At 67.9% G+C, this 14,699-nt stretch carries 12 protein-coding genes; all 12 read right to left on the bottom strand.

Annotation, left to right across the window (positions count from 1 at the left end; translation table 11 throughout):
* Positions 1-118: 118 nt before the first annotated feature.
* The 12 genes from purF to asd all read right to left on the bottom strand — a co-directional run bounded on the left by purF (position 119) and on the right by asd (position 14,662).
* Positions 119-1,648 carry an amidophosphoribosyltransferase gene (gene purF / locus AC3WRR_RS16990; RefSeq protein ID WP_010814641.1) on the bottom strand — a complete coding sequence of 510 codons (1,530 nt, stop codon included), beginning with the start codon at positions 1,646-1,648 and terminating at the stop codon, positions 119-121.
* Positions 1,649-1,751: 103 nt separating this feature from the next.
* The gene (locus AC3WRR_RS16985; RefSeq protein WP_010814640.1) at positions 1,752-2,249 is read right to left on the bottom strand and encodes a CvpA family protein; all 498 of its coding nucleotides are present in this window, start codon (positions 2,247-2,249) and stop codon (positions 1,752-1,754) included.
* A gap of 42 nt (positions 2,250-2,291) precedes the next feature.
* Positions 2,292-3,014, bottom strand: a complete 723-nt coding sequence (locus AC3WRR_RS16980) for an SPOR domain-containing protein (protein ID WP_492297524.1) — start codon at positions 3,012-3,014, stop codon at positions 2,292-2,294.
* 108 nt (positions 3,015-3,122) lie between these two features.
* Entirely contained in the window at positions 3,123-4,433 is a 1,311-nt protein-coding gene (gene folC, locus AC3WRR_RS16975) for a bifunctional tetrahydrofolate synthase/dihydrofolate synthase (RefSeq protein WP_010814638.1), read from the bottom strand.
* A 156-nt stretch (positions 4,434-4,589) separates the two neighbouring features.
* Positions 4,590-5,462 (bottom strand): acetyl-CoA carboxylase, carboxyltransferase subunit beta, encoded by an 873-nt coding sequence (accD, locus tag AC3WRR_RS16970; RefSeq protein WP_010814637.1) that lies wholly within the window; start codon positions 5,460-5,462, stop codon positions 4,590-4,592.
* A 180-nt stretch (positions 5,463-5,642) separates the two neighbouring features.
* Entirely contained in the window at positions 5,643-6,440 is a 798-nt protein-coding gene (gene trpA, locus AC3WRR_RS16965; protein ID WP_010814636.1) for a tryptophan synthase subunit alpha, read from the bottom strand.
* A gap of 1 nt (position 6,441) precedes the next feature.
* A complete protein-coding gene (locus AC3WRR_RS16960) occupies positions 6,442-7,368 on the bottom strand; it encodes a DNA-methyltransferase (RefSeq protein WP_010814635.1) in 927 nt (308 codons plus the stop codon).
* Positions 7,368-8,561: a tryptophan synthase subunit beta gene (gene trpB, locus AC3WRR_RS16955; protein WP_010814634.1), complete on the bottom strand. Its 1,194-nt coding sequence runs from the start codon at positions 8,559-8,561 to the stop codon at positions 7,368-7,370. The genes AC3WRR_RS16960 and trpB overlap by 1 nt, the downstream gene beginning before the upstream one ends.
* Positions 8,562-8,685: 124 nt before the next feature.
* Positions 8,686-9,429 (bottom strand): phosphoribosylanthranilate isomerase, encoded by a 744-nt coding sequence (locus AC3WRR_RS16950; RefSeq protein ID WP_010814633.1) that lies wholly within the window; start codon positions 9,427-9,429, stop codon positions 8,686-8,688.
* On the bottom strand, positions 9,416-10,234 hold the full coding sequence (gene truA, locus AC3WRR_RS16945; RefSeq protein ID WP_011615742.1) for a tRNA pseudouridine(38-40) synthase TruA: 819 nt from the start codon (positions 10,232-10,234) through the stop codon (positions 9,416-9,418). The genes AC3WRR_RS16950 and truA overlap by 14 nt, the downstream gene beginning before the upstream one ends.
* A 149-nt stretch (positions 10,235-10,383) precedes the next feature.
* The gene (locus tag AC3WRR_RS16940) at positions 10,384-13,239 is read right to left on the bottom strand and encodes a motility hub landmark protein FimV (protein ID WP_492297521.1); all 2,856 of its coding nucleotides are present in this window, start codon (positions 13,237-13,239) and stop codon (positions 10,384-10,386) included.
* A gap of 286 nt (positions 13,240-13,525) precedes the next feature.
* Complete coding sequence (gene asd / locus AC3WRR_RS16935; RefSeq protein WP_010814630.1) at positions 13,526-14,662, bottom strand: aspartate-semialdehyde dehydrogenase; 1,137 nt, start codon at positions 14,660-14,662, stop codon at positions 13,526-13,528.
* Between the last annotated feature and the right edge of the window lie 37 nt (positions 14,663-14,699).

Genomic DNA, 14,699 nt, shown 5'->3' with positions numbered 1-14,699 from the left:
CCATCTCTTTAGCTGTTTCGGGCTGGACCCGCGTCCGCAAGCTGACTATCAAATCGACGCCCGGCCATGTTACGGCCGGGCTCCGCATTCGTCAACGCGCGGACAGCGGCGGCACGGCTTACTCGTTGCCGCCGGAGCGCTGCAGGTGCAGTTGCGAGCGCTCGGTGTCGCCATTGGTGCCGTCGCGGTCGGCCTGGCTGCGCGCCGTTTCGAGGCGGTTCAGGTAGGCCTCGTCGATATCGCCGGTGATGTAGCGGCCATCGAAGCACGAAGCATCGAAGTCCTTCAGCGCCGGGTTGATGTCGCGCACGGCCTGCTTCATCGCTTCCACGTCCTGGTACACCAGCTTGTCCGCGCCGATGATCTTCGCAATCTCTTCGTGGGTGCGGTTATGGGCCACCAGCTCGCTGCGGGTCGGCATGTCGATGCCGTACACGTTGGGGTACTTCACCGGCGGCGCGGCCGAGGCGAAGATCACCTTGTTGGCGCCGGCATCGCGCGCCATCTGCACGATCTCGAACGAGGTGGTGCCGCGCACGATCGAGTCATCGACGATCAGCACGTTCTTGCCCTTGAACTCCACGCCCATGGCATTGAGCTTCTGGCGCACCGACTTCTTGCGCACCGCCTGGCCGGGCATGATGAAGGTGCGGCCGACGTAGCGGTTCTTGAAGAAGCCTTCGCGGTAGTTCACGCCCAGGCGGTTGGCCACCTGCATCGCGGCCGGACGGCTGGAATCGGGAATCGGCATGACCACGTCGACATCGCCGGCTGACACTTCCTGGCGGATCTTCTCGGCCAGGTAGTCGCCCATGCGCAGGCGCGCGTCATAGACCGGCACGCCGTCGATGCACGAATCCGGGCGGGCCAGGTAGACGTACTCGAAAATGCACGGCGTCAGCACCGCGTTCTCGGCGCACTGCTTGCTGTAGAGCTTGCCGTCCAGGTCGATGAAGATGGCCTCGCCCGGCGCCACGTCGCGCTCGAGCTTGTAGCCGATGCCTTCCAGCGCCACGGACTCGGATGCCACCATCCATTCCTTGCCGGTGGGGGTCTCGACGCTGCCCAGGCACAGCGGGCGGATGCCGAACGGGTCGCGCACCGCCAGCATGCCGTAGCCGGCGATCTGCGCGGCAATGGCATACGAGCCGCGTACGCGGCGGTGCAGGCCGCTGACCGCCGTGAAGATGGTGTCCGGGTCCAGCGCCATGCCGTTGCTGGCGCGCTGCAGCTCGTCGGCCAGCACGTTCAGCAGCACTTCGGTGTCCGAATGCGTGTTGATGTGGCGGCGGTCGCGGCGGAACATCTCCTCGCGCAGCTGCTCCCAGTTGGTCAGGTTGCCGTTATGCGCCAGGATCACGCCATAGGGCGCGTTCACGTAGAACGGCTGCGCTTCTTCCTCGCTGGATGCCGAGCCAGCGGTCGGATAGCGCACCTGGCCGATACCGGCGGCGCCGGGCAGGCTGCGCATATTGCGGGTGCGGAAGACATCGCGCACCAGGCCGTTGGCCTTGTGCATGTGGAAAGTACTGCCGTTGGCGGTGGCGATGCCGGCAGCATCCTGTCCGCGATGTTGCAACAACAGCAGGCTGTCGTAAATCAATTGGTTGACAGGCGTGGCTGAAACCACGCCGACGATACCGCACATTGCCAAGCTCCCAGGAAAGGCTTTGAATCAGGGGCGCAGCCTGGTCCGGAAATCCCCCGGACCCAAAGGCCTGCGTACTACCGACCGGGCACCATGCCCGGCTTCATGTCTTGACGTACTTCGCCAGCTCCGGCGGCAGCCATGGCTTCACCGATTCCATGGCCTGCATCACATAAGGGCGGCTTACCGCGTCGCGCCAGAACGGTTCTTCCGGCAATTTGGTCAGGCTGGCCAGCGTGACCATCACCATCACCAGCAGCACGCCGCGCAGCAGGCCGAACATCAGTCCCAGCCCGCGGTCGGCGGGCTTGAGCCCGGTGCTCTCCAGCAGCTGCCCGACCACCATGCCGGCCAGCGAGGCGCCCAGCACGGTGCCGATCAGCAGCACCACGAAACCCAGCGCATGGCGCGCCAGCTCGCCGCCAGGCATCGATTCAGGCATCCAGCCCGCGGCCACCGCGCCATAGCGGAACGCCACCCAGAACGCCACCACCCAGCCGATCAGCGAGAGCACCTCGCGCACCAGGCCGCGCAGCACGCCGAGCACGCCCGAGGCCAGCAGGATGAAGACCACGGCATAGTCGAAGAAAGTCGGCTGCATCGTTGCTTGCGGCCGGGCACAGGCGCCGGCCGTACTTGCCCCTTACTGTTCCACGACCTTCGAGGTCAGCCCCACCGCGCGCACACGCTTGTCGGCGGCGTCGGCGGCGTCACGGTCGCTGAAGGGGCCGGCACGCAGCAGGATGCGCTCGCCATCGGCCAGCATTTTCTTTTCGACATAGGCCGGGACCTTGCTCGCCTTGAGCTTGGCCAGCCAGCCCTTGGCGCGCTCTTCGGAAGAGAAGGCGCCGATCAGGATCAGGTACTTGCCGCTGCCCGTCTTGGCTTCGGGCTTGGCTTCAGCCCGTTGCGCCGGCTTGTCCGCAGCGGCTGCGGCGGCCGCGGGCTTGGGCGCGCTGACGATTTCCTCGCCGGCGTCGAGCGCCTCGGCATCATTGCGCGCCGCCGGCGTGGGCGGCAGCGGGTCGGCCTTGCGCGGCTCGACGCGGGGCTTCTGCGCCCCCTGCGCGCCCGTGACCCCGTTTGCGACCTTTACCGAGACGTCATCGGACACCGGCCGCGGCTTGGTCTCGAACACGATCGGCAGCACGATCACGGCGGCCACCATCAGCACCACGGCGCCGATCAGGCGGCGGCGCGCGCGCTGCTTCTGCGGGAATTCGGGGTCGAGCGTATCGTCGGCATAGTCATCGGCCAGACGGCGCGACGAGGCGATGCCTGCACCCGTGTCGGTACGCTGGCGCCGCGCACGCTCGGGTGCCGGGTCGTTGCCCTTGCGGGAAGAAAACAGCGAAAGCAGGCCCATAGATTGGTTCGGTGATACGGCCTTGTGGGGCCGCTCGTTGCGTTTGCCGCTCATTGATCGGCCAAGGCCGCCGGGGTTGCCAGGTCAGCGGGCGCCGGGGCGCCTGCTTCAGTTAGCCTGCGTGGCACGATACGCCATCACGCCGGCGACGGTATAGAACGATCCGAAGACCAGAATTCTATCATTCTCGGTGGCTCGCTCGATGGCATCGCGGAATGCCGCCTCGGGGCTGGAGAAGCAGGCCGCGGTGGCGTCCGGGCCGGGGCGGAATCCGCCCGCCTCCAGCTTGGCGAGCAGGTCCGCGGCCCTGGCGGCGCGCTCGGTCGGCAGGTCGCACAGGCACCAGTGGTCGACCTTGTCGGCCACGTGCTGCAGCACCCCGGCGATGTCCTTGTCCTGCATCGCGCCGAACACCGCGTAGGTGTAGCGGAAGAACCCCATGTTCTCCAGGTTCTGCCCCAGCGTGGCCGCCGCATGCGGATTGTGCGCCACGTCCAGGATCACGGCCGGGCGGCCTGGCAGCACCTGGAAGCGGCCCGGCAGCTCGACAAAAGCCAGGCCGTTGCGCACTTCCTGTGCGCTGACCGGCAGGCGCGGGCGCATGGCCTGCAGCGCGGCCAGCGCCGCCGCCGCGTTGAGCAGCTGGTTGGCGCCGCGCAGCGCCGGGTAGCCCAGGCCGTTAAGCTTGCGCCCGCCGCCGCTCCAGTCCCATTGCTGGCGCTCCTGGCCCTTGGCGGCGTGGAAATGGTAGTCGCGCCCCACCAGCCACAACTCGGCGCCGACGGCCTCGGCGTGCGCCACCAGCGACTTGGGCGGCATCGGGTCGCCGCAGATCGCGGGCACGCCCGGGCGGAAGATGCCGGCCTTCTCGAAGCCGATCTCCTCGCGCGTATGGCCCAGGTACTGGGTATGGTCGATATCGACGCTGGTGACGATGGCGCAGTCGGTATCGATCACGTTGACCGCGTCCAGGCGCCCGCCCAGGCCCACTTCCAGGATGATCGCGTCCAGCCCGGCCGCGGCGAAGGCATGAATGATCGCCAGCGTGGTGAACTCGAAGTAGGTCAGGCTGACCGGGTCGGCAAAGCTGTTGCGCGCGCGCTCGACCGCCTCGAAATGCGGCAGCAGCTGCGCATCGGTGGCGATCTCGCCATTGATGCGGGCGCGCTCGTTGAACGAGATCAGGTGCGGCGAGGTATGGCAGCCCACCTTGTAGCCGGCCTCCAGCAGGATGCGCTCGAGCATCGCGCAGGTAGAGCCCTTGCCGTTGGTGCCGCCCACCGTGAACACCACGGCGTCGATGCGCAGCCCGAGGGCCTCCTTCACGCGCGTGATGCGCGCCAGGCCCATGTCGATGCCCACGGGATGGGCGGTTTCGAGATGGGCAAGCCATTCGGGGAGCGTATGGAAGACAGGCATGTGGGGTGCGAGGAAAAGCTGTTGCTACCAGATTTGGCCAGCCAGCGGCAAAGTCAAGGCCGGGCTTGCACCCGGCCCGACATAGCCACCGGGGCGGCCAGGAAAAGCGAAAGGCGCGTCAACCACCCGCGCCCTTGATCTGCCATGCAGACGTTGTTATGCCACCGCGTCGGCCGGCTGCTTCTGCAGCAGCGCCAGCAGCTGCGCCAGTTCCGCGCGCATCTTGCGGCGGTCGACGATCATGTCGATGGCGCCCTTCTGGATCAGGAACTCCGAGCGCTGGAAGCCTTCAGGCAGCTTCTCGCGCACGGTCTGCTCGATCACGCGCGGGCCGGCAAAGCCGATCAGCGCCTTGGGCTCGGCGATCACCACGTCGCCCAGGAAGGCGAAGCTGGCCGACACGCCGCCCATGGTCGGGTCGGTCAGCACGCTGATGAACGGCAGCTTGGCCGCGCTCAGCTGGTTCAGCATCGAGGTGGTCTTGGCCATCTGCAGCAGCGACAGCAGGCTTTCCTGCATGCGCGCGCCGCCGGTGGCGGTAAAGCAGATGAACGGCACCTTCTGCTCCAGCGCGGCCTGCGCGCCGCGCACGAAGCGCTCACCCACCACCGAGCCCATCGAACCGCCCATGAACTCGAACTCGAAGCAGCTGACCACCACCGGGATGGTGTGGATGGCACCGCCCATCACCACCATGGCATCGGTCTCGCCGGTGTCATCCATGGCGGCCTTGATGCGGTCCGGGTACTTCTTGGAATCCTTGAACTTGAGGGCGTCGACCGGCACGATCTCCTGGCCGATCTCATAACGGCCTTCGGCGTCCAGCAGCCCGTCCAGGCGCGCCCGCGCGCTGATGCGCATATGGTGGTCGCACTTGGGGCAGACGTGCAGGTTGGCCTCGACGTCGGTCCGGTACAGGGTGGACTCGCACGACGGGCACTTGACCCACAATCCCTCAGGGATGCCCTTGCGGGTGCTGGGGTCGGTCTGTTGAATCTTGGGGGGCAGGAGTTTATCCAACCAGCTCATGAAAGCTCCTTTCGGATGACTGCGGTCCGCCGGCAAGCCCGGTGTCGGGACGCCTGTTGGCAGATGGCAGGGAATCAACCCGCGAATTTACCATGCCGGCCCGGTGACCTCGAAGCGCAACGCGCGATTTGCGCACATTGAAGCACTTAAAAATGATCGTCAGGCCGACATTAGATCACTTCAACTATCCAGCGCCTGGCGGATCTCGGCGATAAACGCCTGCAGCGTCGCCACCGCCTGTTCGCGCGGGGTGTCCTCCAGCAGCTGCACCAGGCGGCTGCCGATCACCACGGCATCGGCCACGCTGCCGATCGCGCGCGCGGTCTGCGCGTCGCGGATGCCGAAGCCCACGCCCACCGGCAGGTTGGCATGCTGCTTGATCAGCGGCAGGCGCGCCGCCACGCTGTCCAGGTCGATCGCGGCCGAGCCGGTCACGCCCTTGAGCGACACGTAGTACAGGTAGCCGCTGGCCACGCGCGCCACGGCCTCGATGCGGGCATCGGTCGAAGTCGGCGCCAGCAGGAAGATCGGGTCCATGCCGTTGTCGCGCATCAGCGTGGCGAACGACTCGCACTCCTCGGGCGGATAGTCGACCACCAGCACGCCGTCGACGCCGGCTTCGCGCGCGGCGGCGGCAAAGACCTGCTCGCCCATGCACTCGATCGGATTGGCGTAGCCCATCAGCACCACCGGGGTATCGGCATTGGTCTGGCGGAACTCGCGCACCCACTGCAGCACCTGGGTCAGCGACACGCCCTGCGCCAGCGCGCGCTCGGAGGCGCGCTGGATCACCGGGCCGTCGGCCATCGGGTCGGAGAACGGCACGCCCAGCTCGATCACGTCAGCGCCGCCCGCCACCAGCGCATGCATCAGCGCCACGGTCAGGCCGGGCTCGGGATCGCCGGCGGTGATAAACGGAATCAGGCCCTTCTTCTGCTGCGCGGCCAGCGCCGCGAACGTCTTCTGGATACGGGACATATCAGGGAATCAGGTGAGGCCGCGGCGCCGGCGAGACATCGTCGTTGGCGGCGGCCAGGGTTGGGGTGGCGGCAGGCTCGGCGGCTGCATTCGTGACGGCAAGGGCTGCAGCGGCGGCAGACACGCGATCGCATGCCACCTGCACATACTCCGGGTTGATCTCGAAGCCGGCAAAGCGCCGTCCGTGGCGCAGGCAGGCCACCGCGGTGGTGCCGCTGCCGGCGAACGGATCCAGCACCAGGCCGCCCGGCGGGCAGCTTGACAGCACCATGCGCTCGACGATTTCCAGCGGCTTCTGCGTCGGGTGGTTGGCGCGCTCCGGGTCCTGGCGGTGGATGCGCGAGACGCTCCACAGGTCCTTCGGGTTGTAGCCCACCTCCAGCCACTTCTTGCCTTCGAAACGCGGACGGCTGCGCGCCTTCTTGGTCTCGGGGTCGTAGGGAATGCGGACCGGGTCGAGATCGAAGTAGTAGTCGCGCGCGCGGGCAAAAAAGCCGATGTTGTCGTGCACCGACGAGAACTTGCGCGTGGTGCCGCCCATGCTGGGCACGCGGCGGTCCCAGATGATCTCGTTGATCATGGTCAGGCGCCGCTTGAGCATCACGAACAGCTCGGGCGAATACTGCCAGGTGCAGAACAGGTAGAGCGTTCCCTTGGGCGCGAGCTTGGGCACGACCGCGTTCATCCAGCGCTCGGACCAGTCCAGATACTCCTGGCCCGACAGCAGGTCGGAATCGTTGCCGTAGTCCTTGCCCAGCCCGTAGGGCGGATCGGCGACGATCAGGTCGACCGAGCCGTCCGGCAGGCGGGCAATGCCCTCGAACATGTCTTCCTGGAACAGGCGCAGCTGGGCGGAATCGGGCGCTCCGGACGCATCCGGCGCCCCCGCGCCGCCCACGGCAAGTCCGGTCGGAGGCAGCGCGCGCATCAGAGCTTGAGCCCCGCGCGCTCGGCCACGGTGTGCATGTCCTTGTCGCCACGGCCGGACAGGTTCACCAGCAGCAGCTTGTCCTTGGGCAGCGTCGGCGCCAGCTTGCAGGCATAGGCGATGGCGTGGCTCGATTCCAGCGCCGGGATGATGCCCTCGATGCGGCAGCAGTCGTGGAAGGCCTTGAGCGCTTCTTCATCCGTGATCGGCACGTACTGCGCGCGACCGCTGTCCTTGAGCCACGCATGCTCGGGGCCCACGCCCGGGTAGTCCAGGCCGGCCGACACCGAATGGGTCTCGATGATCTGGCCGTTGGCGTCCTGCAGCAGGTAGGTGCGGTTGCCGTGCAGCACGCCCGGCGTGCCGCCGGTCAGCGAGGCCGCGTGGCGGCCGGTGTCGAGGCCGTCGCCGGCGGCTTCCACACCGATCAGCTGCACGTCCTGGTGCTCGATATACGGGTAGAAGATGCCCATGGCATTGGAGCCGCCGCCGACGCAGGCGATCACGGCATCCGGCTGGCGGCCCGTCATCTCCGGCATCTGCACCTTGGCTTCCTCGCCGATCACGCACTGGAAGTCGCGCACCATCATCGGGTACGGATGCGGGCCGGCCACCGTGCCGATGATGTAGAAGGTGTTCTCGACGTTGGTGACCCAGTCGCGCATGGCTTCATTGAGCGCGTCCTTGAGCGTGCGCGAGCCGCTTTCCACCGGCACCACGGTGGCGCCCAGCAGCTTCATGCGGTAGACGTTGGCGGCCTGGCGCTTGACGTCCTCGGCCCCCATGTAGACCACGCACTCCATGCCGAAGCGCGCGGCAATGGTGGCGGTGGCCACGCCGTGCTGCCCTGCCCCGGTCTCGGCGATCACGCGCGGCTTGCCCATGCGCTTGGCCAGCAGCGCCTGGCCGATCACGTTGTTGATCTTGTGCGCGCCGGTGTGGTTCAGGTCTTCGCGCTTGAAGTAGATCTGCGCGCCACCGAGCGTCTCGCTCCAGCGCTGCGCGTGGTAGATCGGCGACGGGCGGCCGACAAAGTGCTTCAGTTCGCGGCGGTATTCGGCATCGAACTCCGGATCCTTCTGGTAGTGCGCATAGGCCTCGCGCAGCTCATCGAGCGCGTGGACCAGCGTTTCCGACACGAAGGTGCCGCCATAGGGGCCGAAATGGCCACGGGAATCGGGCAAGTCGTACATGTCTAGACTCTTCGGAACAGCGGCCTTGCCTCATCCGGCAAGGGCGCATGGTTGACTGCGATGCGTGTGCGCGCATGCGGCAGGCCACGGACGGCATGGGGAAAGACGCGGGACACGGCCCGGCTCATCCTGCCTCGGCACTGCGCACAGCACGCACGAACGCGGCGATGCGGGCGTGGTCCTTCACGCCCTTGGCGGCCTCTACCCCGCTGCTGACGTCCACAGCGTAGGGCCGCACGCGTTCAATCGCGCCAGCGACGTTTTGCGCGTTCAACCCACCACTCAAAACGATGCGAGGAGCGCCGCTTGCGTTCGGGTTGCCGGTAGCTGGTACCGGGGGAGTAGGCGGAAGCCATGCCGGGGGAATCAGGGTCCAGTCGAAGACGTGGCCGCCACCGCCGTAGCCTTCGACGAAGGCATCGAGCAGCAAGGCAGCGGCATCACGGTATTGATCGGCAAATTCTACCAAATCAAGCCCCGGGCGCACACGGGCGGCGCGCATGAAGGGCAGCCGGCAGCGCTGCGCCGCCTGCGTGCAGAACTGCGGGGTCTCGTCGCCGTGCAGTTGCAGCAGCGTCAGCGGCACGCGCTCGGCCACATGGGCGATGTCTTCCAGGTCGGCATTGACGAACAGCCCGGTGATCGCCACGAACGGCCCGGCGGCCTCGGCCAGCGCCGCGGCGCGCGCCACGTCGACGCAGCGCGGGCTGTTCGGGTAGAACACCAGCCCGATGGCATCGGCGCCGGCGTCCACGGCGGCGCGCACGTCGTCCTCGCGCGTCAGGCCGCAGATCTTGATGCGGGTGCGGGCCGGCATGTGCACTGTGCTGCCCGCCGTGCTGCCTTCAGCGGCCTCAGGCTGCGTCATCGAACACTCCATGGAACAGGCTCGCGGACGGATCGGCCGCGGGGATCTGGTAAGGATCAGGATACTTGACGCCGACCAGGTAGAGGCCATCCGGCATGAAGGTCGGCGCCGCCAGCTTGCGCTCGCGCCCGGCCAGCACCTGCGCCAGCCAGTGCGCGGGGTAGCGTCCGCGCCCCACCGCCACCAGGCAGCCCATCAGGTTGCGCACCATGTGGTGCAGGAAGGCGCTGGCGCGAAAGCGCAGGAACACCCAGTTGCCGTCATCCCTGATGGTGACGTCGTACATGGTCTTGACCGGCGACTTGGCCTGGCATTCGGCGGCGCGGAAGGCAGAGAAATCATGCTCGCCGAGCAGGCATGCGGCGGCCTCGCGCATGGCGTCGACGTCGAGCCGCTGGCCCGGCGGCAGCATCTGGTAGCCGGCGCGGCCGTGCACCAGCGGCACGCGGTGTGGCCCGGTGTAGAGCGCGTAGTAATACATGCGCTCGAACGCCAGGAAACGCGCGTGGAAACCCTGGTCCACCGGCAGCGCCCATTGCAGCGCGATCGACGGCGGCAGGAAGGCGTTGACGCCGCGCACCCAGGAAAATGGCTCGCGCTCGAGCGCGGTGTCCAGGTGGATGACCTGGCCGAGCGCATGCACGCCGGTATCGGTGCGCCCCGCCACGGTGGTCAGCAGGCGCACCCCGGCAAAGCGCTCGATGGCGTTTTCCAGGTGATCCTGCACGGTATTGCGGTGCGGCTGCGACTGCCAGCCGGAAAAGGCGGCGCCGTCGTAGTGCAGGCCAAGAGCGATGCGGTTCATGTCAGGGGATCGGGCAAGGCGGCGGGTACGTCCGGGCGCAGTGGTTCACGCCAGGTCCGCCGAAAAAGCAAATGCGCCGGAAGGGACGCTTCCGGCGCATCGCTTCAGGCTGCGGCAGCGCGTGCCGCGGCCGGACCGTCAATGATAGCTCAGGCCACTTCCTGCAGCAGCGAACGGGCCTCCGCCTGCAGCGGATCCTGCGACTGCTCGACCACTTCCTGCAGCAGTTCGCGCGCCCCTTCCTTGTCGCCGATCTCGATATAGGCACGAGCCAGGTCAAGCTTGATCTGCATGTCCCGCCCGCCGTCCACGCCGTCGACCGACAGCGTGCTCGGCGAACCCCCGTGCGTGAGGTCGCCGCCGGTTTCAGGCGCCACGCGCGACAGGTCGATCGGCTCGGCCAGCTTGCCGTCGCGCAGCATGGTGGTGGCGGGCAGCGGCATGGTGGCCTCGTCCAGCACATCCTTGCCGCGGGCGTCGGCTTGCGCGGCGCTGCCCAGGTCAAGCGACAGCCCGGACATGTCGAACTCCAGCGGACGGCTGCGGGTCGGCGTGTCGAGGGTGGGCACGTCATCGGCAAGCGGGTCGGCGCCGGTGCGAGGCAGGCCGAGATCCAGCCGTACCGGCTCGCCGGCGTCGTGCGCGTCAGCGCCAAACACCATCGCCGCGGAAGCAGGCGCCACGATCGGCTCGCCGGCCGCCGGGGCCGGGAAGGCATCCAGCGGCAGCGCCAGGTCACCCAGCGATGGCTCCAGCCGCGGGATCGAGGCCGGATTCTGCGACGGGTCCTGGGTGCGCCACTGGTCGGTTGCCGGCGAGGTCGTATCCGGCCCCGCCGCTTCGGGCGTCACCGCCAGGAAGAGCGCGTTGCCCGGTTCGAGCGCGCGCCCCATTTCTGCTGCCTTCAGCCATTCCGCCCCGTGTCCGCCGGTCTGGGCGAACATTTCTTCTGCAATCACGCGGAAACCTTCCACATCCTGTCTGTTGCTGTAAATCTCCAGGAGCTTGAGCCGCACCGGCTGCTGCTCCGGGTTCTTCTCCAGGGCTTCGCGCAGGATTTCCTCCGCCTGCACATCGCGCCCATAGGCGATATAGACCTCGGCCTCGGCGATCGGGTCGACCTCGTTGGCTTCCGGCGTGTTGTTGCCGATGCGGAAGTCCGCGCCGAACACGCTGTGCTGCGAGGTGTCGACGCTCTGCCCCCCGGCCGTGCCAAACAGCGAATTGGCACCGGCCATCACCGTGCTTTCCTGCGACAGGATGCTGTCGCCGAAGCCGGTCGCCTCGCCCGCCTTCTGCTGCTGGCGGCGGCGATAGATCGCATAGACGCCGAGCAGCGCCACCAGCAGGCCACCGCCGGGCAGCAGCATGGGGTTGGCCAGCAGGCCATCGATGAACGACGGTTCGGGCACCGGCTCGGGCTGGGCCGCCACCACCGGCGGGCGCTTGGCCGCGGGGGCCGATGCGGCGGCGGCGGCCTGCGTTGCACTGGCAACGGCGGCAGCCGGCTGCGAAGCGGGCGCCGCTGCCACGGCTGAGGCTGCTGCAGGCGCCACGGCGTCCGCGGCGCTGGCGCCGGCCGCTGCCGGGGCGCTGGCTGCGGTCGCTGCGGTTGCGGCAGCCGTCGCGGCGGCCGCACCCGGGGCCGGGGCCACGGCATCGGCCTTCGGCGGCTGGGCCGCCACCACGGTCGGCGCCGCCGCCGCGGCCTTGGCCGCGGCCTCAGCCTTTTCCTTCTCGGCCAGCACCGCCTGGTTGGCCTGGCTCAGCTTGGCGATCTCGGCGTTCTTCAGCTCGAGCAGCTTCTGCATGTCGCCGACGTTCTTTTCCAGCTGCGCCAGGCGGGCCTGCGCCTCCTTGAGTTCACGCTCGCGCGCGACGCCGGCTTCGGCCTTGGCCGCGGCGTCGGCCTGCGCGCCGCGCGCGGCCTTGCTGAGTTTCAGTTCATCGCGCGGGCCGTCGGTCGGGGCGGCCTGCTCCTGCACCCGGGCGGTCACGTTGCCGGACTGCTGGCGGCCGCTGTCGGGCTCGACCGACTTGGCCGCGGCAGCGCTGGCCAGCCGGCCGCGGTAGGCATCGAAGCCCTGCGTGCGCGCCACCACCTCGCGGCGGGCGGCCTTGGGTGCGACGGCTTGCGCCTGCTGCTGGGTCGGGACCTGCAGCACCGCGCCGCTGCGCAGCCGGTTCATGTTGCCGCCGATAAAGGCGTTGGGATTGTTGCGGTAGAGCGCCACCAGCATCTGGTCCAGCGAGACCGATTCCTGGCCTTGCACGGCCTCGCCGGCAATGGCGTAGAGCGTGTCGCCGCGCTGCACGGTGTAGCCGCCGCCGGGTGCCATTTCGGTGCCGCCGCTGGCGGCCGGTGCCGGCGCCCGCTTTGCGCTCTGGCGGGCCGGGCGCGCGGGCGCGGCTGGCTTGACTGCCTCGGCAGCCGCGGCGGGCGCGGCTTCCTGGGCCGGCGCAGGCTGCGGCGCGGCGGCAGGTGCCGGTGCCGCTACGGGCGGCGCATCCGGCGTCGCCGCCTGCACCACCGTCGCCGGCGAGAAGGTCTGGTTCGAAGGCTTGGCCCCGGCGGGGTCAAGCAGGAAGGTATAGGCGCGCGAGACCTTGCCGCTGGCCCAGCTCATGTCGACCAGGATGTCGACAAAGGGCTCGCTGATCGGCTGGTTGGAGCGGACCCGGGCCACATAGCTGCCGTTCGGGCGGCGCTCCACCTCCAGCCGCAGGCTGCTGACGGCCGGCAGGTAGGTCAGCCCGGCCGCGGCATACGCCGCTGGCGACGCCAGCTTGACACTGAGCCCGGCGGCCTCTTCGGCACTGACCCCACTGATGTCGATCTCAGCCTGCAGCGGCTGACCCAGATTCGACTGAACCCGCAATTGCCCGAACCCCGCGGCATATGCGGCCGGCTGCGCAAGCAGCAGGCCCAGTGCCGTGACGGCCAGCGTTGACCAGCGCTGACGGACAGTAGGCGCATCTTTCCGGCGATGTTGGCTCACACTCACCTTATGCTCCGTTATGTTTTAGTAGCGATATGAATCGACAGACCGACCCCAAAACCAGGTCCGGCAGGCTGGCGGGGCGTTCTCGGCGCACCCCTTCTCCAGCCGCGCGCAGACGCCAAACCCTGCCTGGCGCGAAGCGCATGCCGGCGTATTGTGACGCATCACCAGGGAAAATAGGCGTCCGGATACAACAACGCCGCGCACGGGCGCGGCGTTGTCTGCAAAGCGGTCCATTCTGTTGCCTGGCTGCAACGGACGCAACCAGGCAACAGGCGGGAGCACCGGATCAGGACTCGATCAGGATACGCAGCATGCGGCGCAGCGGCTCGGCCGCGCCCCACAGCAGCTGGTCGCCGACCGTGAAGGCAGACAGGTACTCGCCGCCCATCTGCATCTTGCGCAGGCGGCCGACCGGGATGTTCAGGGTGCCGGTCACTGCTGCGGGCGTGAGGTCGGTCATGCTGGCGTCGCGCGTGTTCGGCACCACCTTGGCCCACGGGTTGTGGGCGGCGAGCATGCCTTCGATCTCATCGAGCGGCACATCCTTGCGCAGCTTGATGGTCAGCGCCTGCGAGTGGCAGCGCATGGCGCCGATGCGCACGCACAGGCCGTCGACGGCGATCGGCGTGGCGCCGGTCGCACCCAGGAAGCCTTCACCGCGGCCCAGGATCTTGTTGGTCTCGGCGCCGCCCTTCCATTCTTCCCTGGACTGGCCGTTGCCCAGGTCCTTGTCGATCCAGGGGATCAGGTTGCCGGCCAATGGCACGCCGAACTGCTTGGTTTCCTCGGCGGACAGGCCGTGCTGGGTCGCCAGGATGGTGCGGTCGATTTCCAGGATGGCCGAGGCCGGGTTGTCCAGCAGCGGCTTGACCGACGCGTTCAGCGTGCCGAACTGCGTCAGCAGCTCGCGCATATGCTGCGCACCGCCGCCGGAAGCGGCCTGGTACGTCATCGACGTCATCCACTCGATCAGGTCGGCCTGGAACAGGCCACCGAGGCCCATCAGCATGCAGCTGACCGTGCAGTTGCCACCGATGAAATTCTTGACGCCCTTGGACAGCGCGTCCTTGATCACACCCTGGTTGACCGGATCCAGCACGATGATGGCATCGTCCTTCATGCGCAGCGAGGAGGCCGCGTCGATCCAGTAGCCCTTCCAGCCGGCCGCGCGCAGCTTGGGGAAGACCTCGTTGGTGTAGTCGCCGCCCTGGGCGGTCAGCACCACGTCGCACTTCTTCAGCGCTTCGATGTCATTGGCATCTTTCAGCGTGGTTTCGTTCTTCGCCATGGCGGGCGCCTTGCCGCCGGCATTGGACGTGCTGAAGAAGACGGGCTCGATCTGGTCGAAATCACGCTCTTCCTGCATGCGCTGCATCAGGACGCTGCCGACCATTCCCCGCCAACCGACGAGACCTACAATCATGATTTACCTCGGATGTGATTTTTACTTCCCCGCCATT

The organism is Cupriavidus sp. FW305-3-2-15-C-LB2, from assembly GCF_058787575.1.
The sequence above is the reverse complement of the archived record's forward strand: the minus strand, read 5'-3'. Positions and strand labels throughout refer to the sequence as shown.

Coding starts and splice junctions, on each gene's coding strand:
- trpB (WP_010814634.1), bottom strand. CDS start 8,561: ATGTACGACTTGCCCGATTCCCGTGGCCATTTCGGCCCCTATGGCGGC.
- AC3WRR_RS16985 (WP_010814640.1), bottom strand. CDS start 2,249: ATGCAGCCGACTTTCTTCGACTATGCCGTGGTCTTCATCCTGCTGGCC.
- truA (WP_011615742.1), bottom strand. CDS start 10,234: ATGAACCGCATCGCTCTTGGCCTGCACTACGACGGCGCCGCCTTTTCC.
- trpA (WP_010814636.1), bottom strand. CDS start 6,440: ATGTCCCGTATCCAGAAGACGTTCGCGGCGCTGGCCGCGCAGCAGAAG.
- AC3WRR_RS16950 (WP_010814633.1), bottom strand. CDS start 9,429: ATGACGCAGCCTGAGGCCGCTGAAGGCAGCACGGCGGGCAGCACAGTG.
- asd (WP_010814630.1), bottom strand. CDS start 14,662: ATGATTGTAGGTCTCGTCGGTTGGCGGGGAATGGTCGGCAGCGTCCTG.
- AC3WRR_RS16960 (WP_010814635.1), bottom strand. CDS start 7,368: ATGCGCGCGCTGCCTCCGACCGGACTTGCCGTGGGCGGCGCGGGGGCG.
- AC3WRR_RS16980 (WP_492297524.1), bottom strand. CDS start 3,014: ATGGGCCTGCTTTCGCTGTTTTCTTCCCGCAAGGGCAACGACCCGGCA.
- accD (WP_010814637.1), bottom strand. CDS start 5,462: ATGAGCTGGTTGGATAAACTCCTGCCCCCCAAGATTCAACAGACCGAC.
- folC (WP_010814638.1), bottom strand. CDS start 4,433: ATGCCTGTCTTCCATACGCTCCCCGAATGGCTTGCCCATCTCGAAACC.
- purF (WP_010814641.1), bottom strand. CDS start 1,648: ATGTGCGGTATCGTCGGCGTGGTTTCAGCCACGCCTGTCAACCAATTG.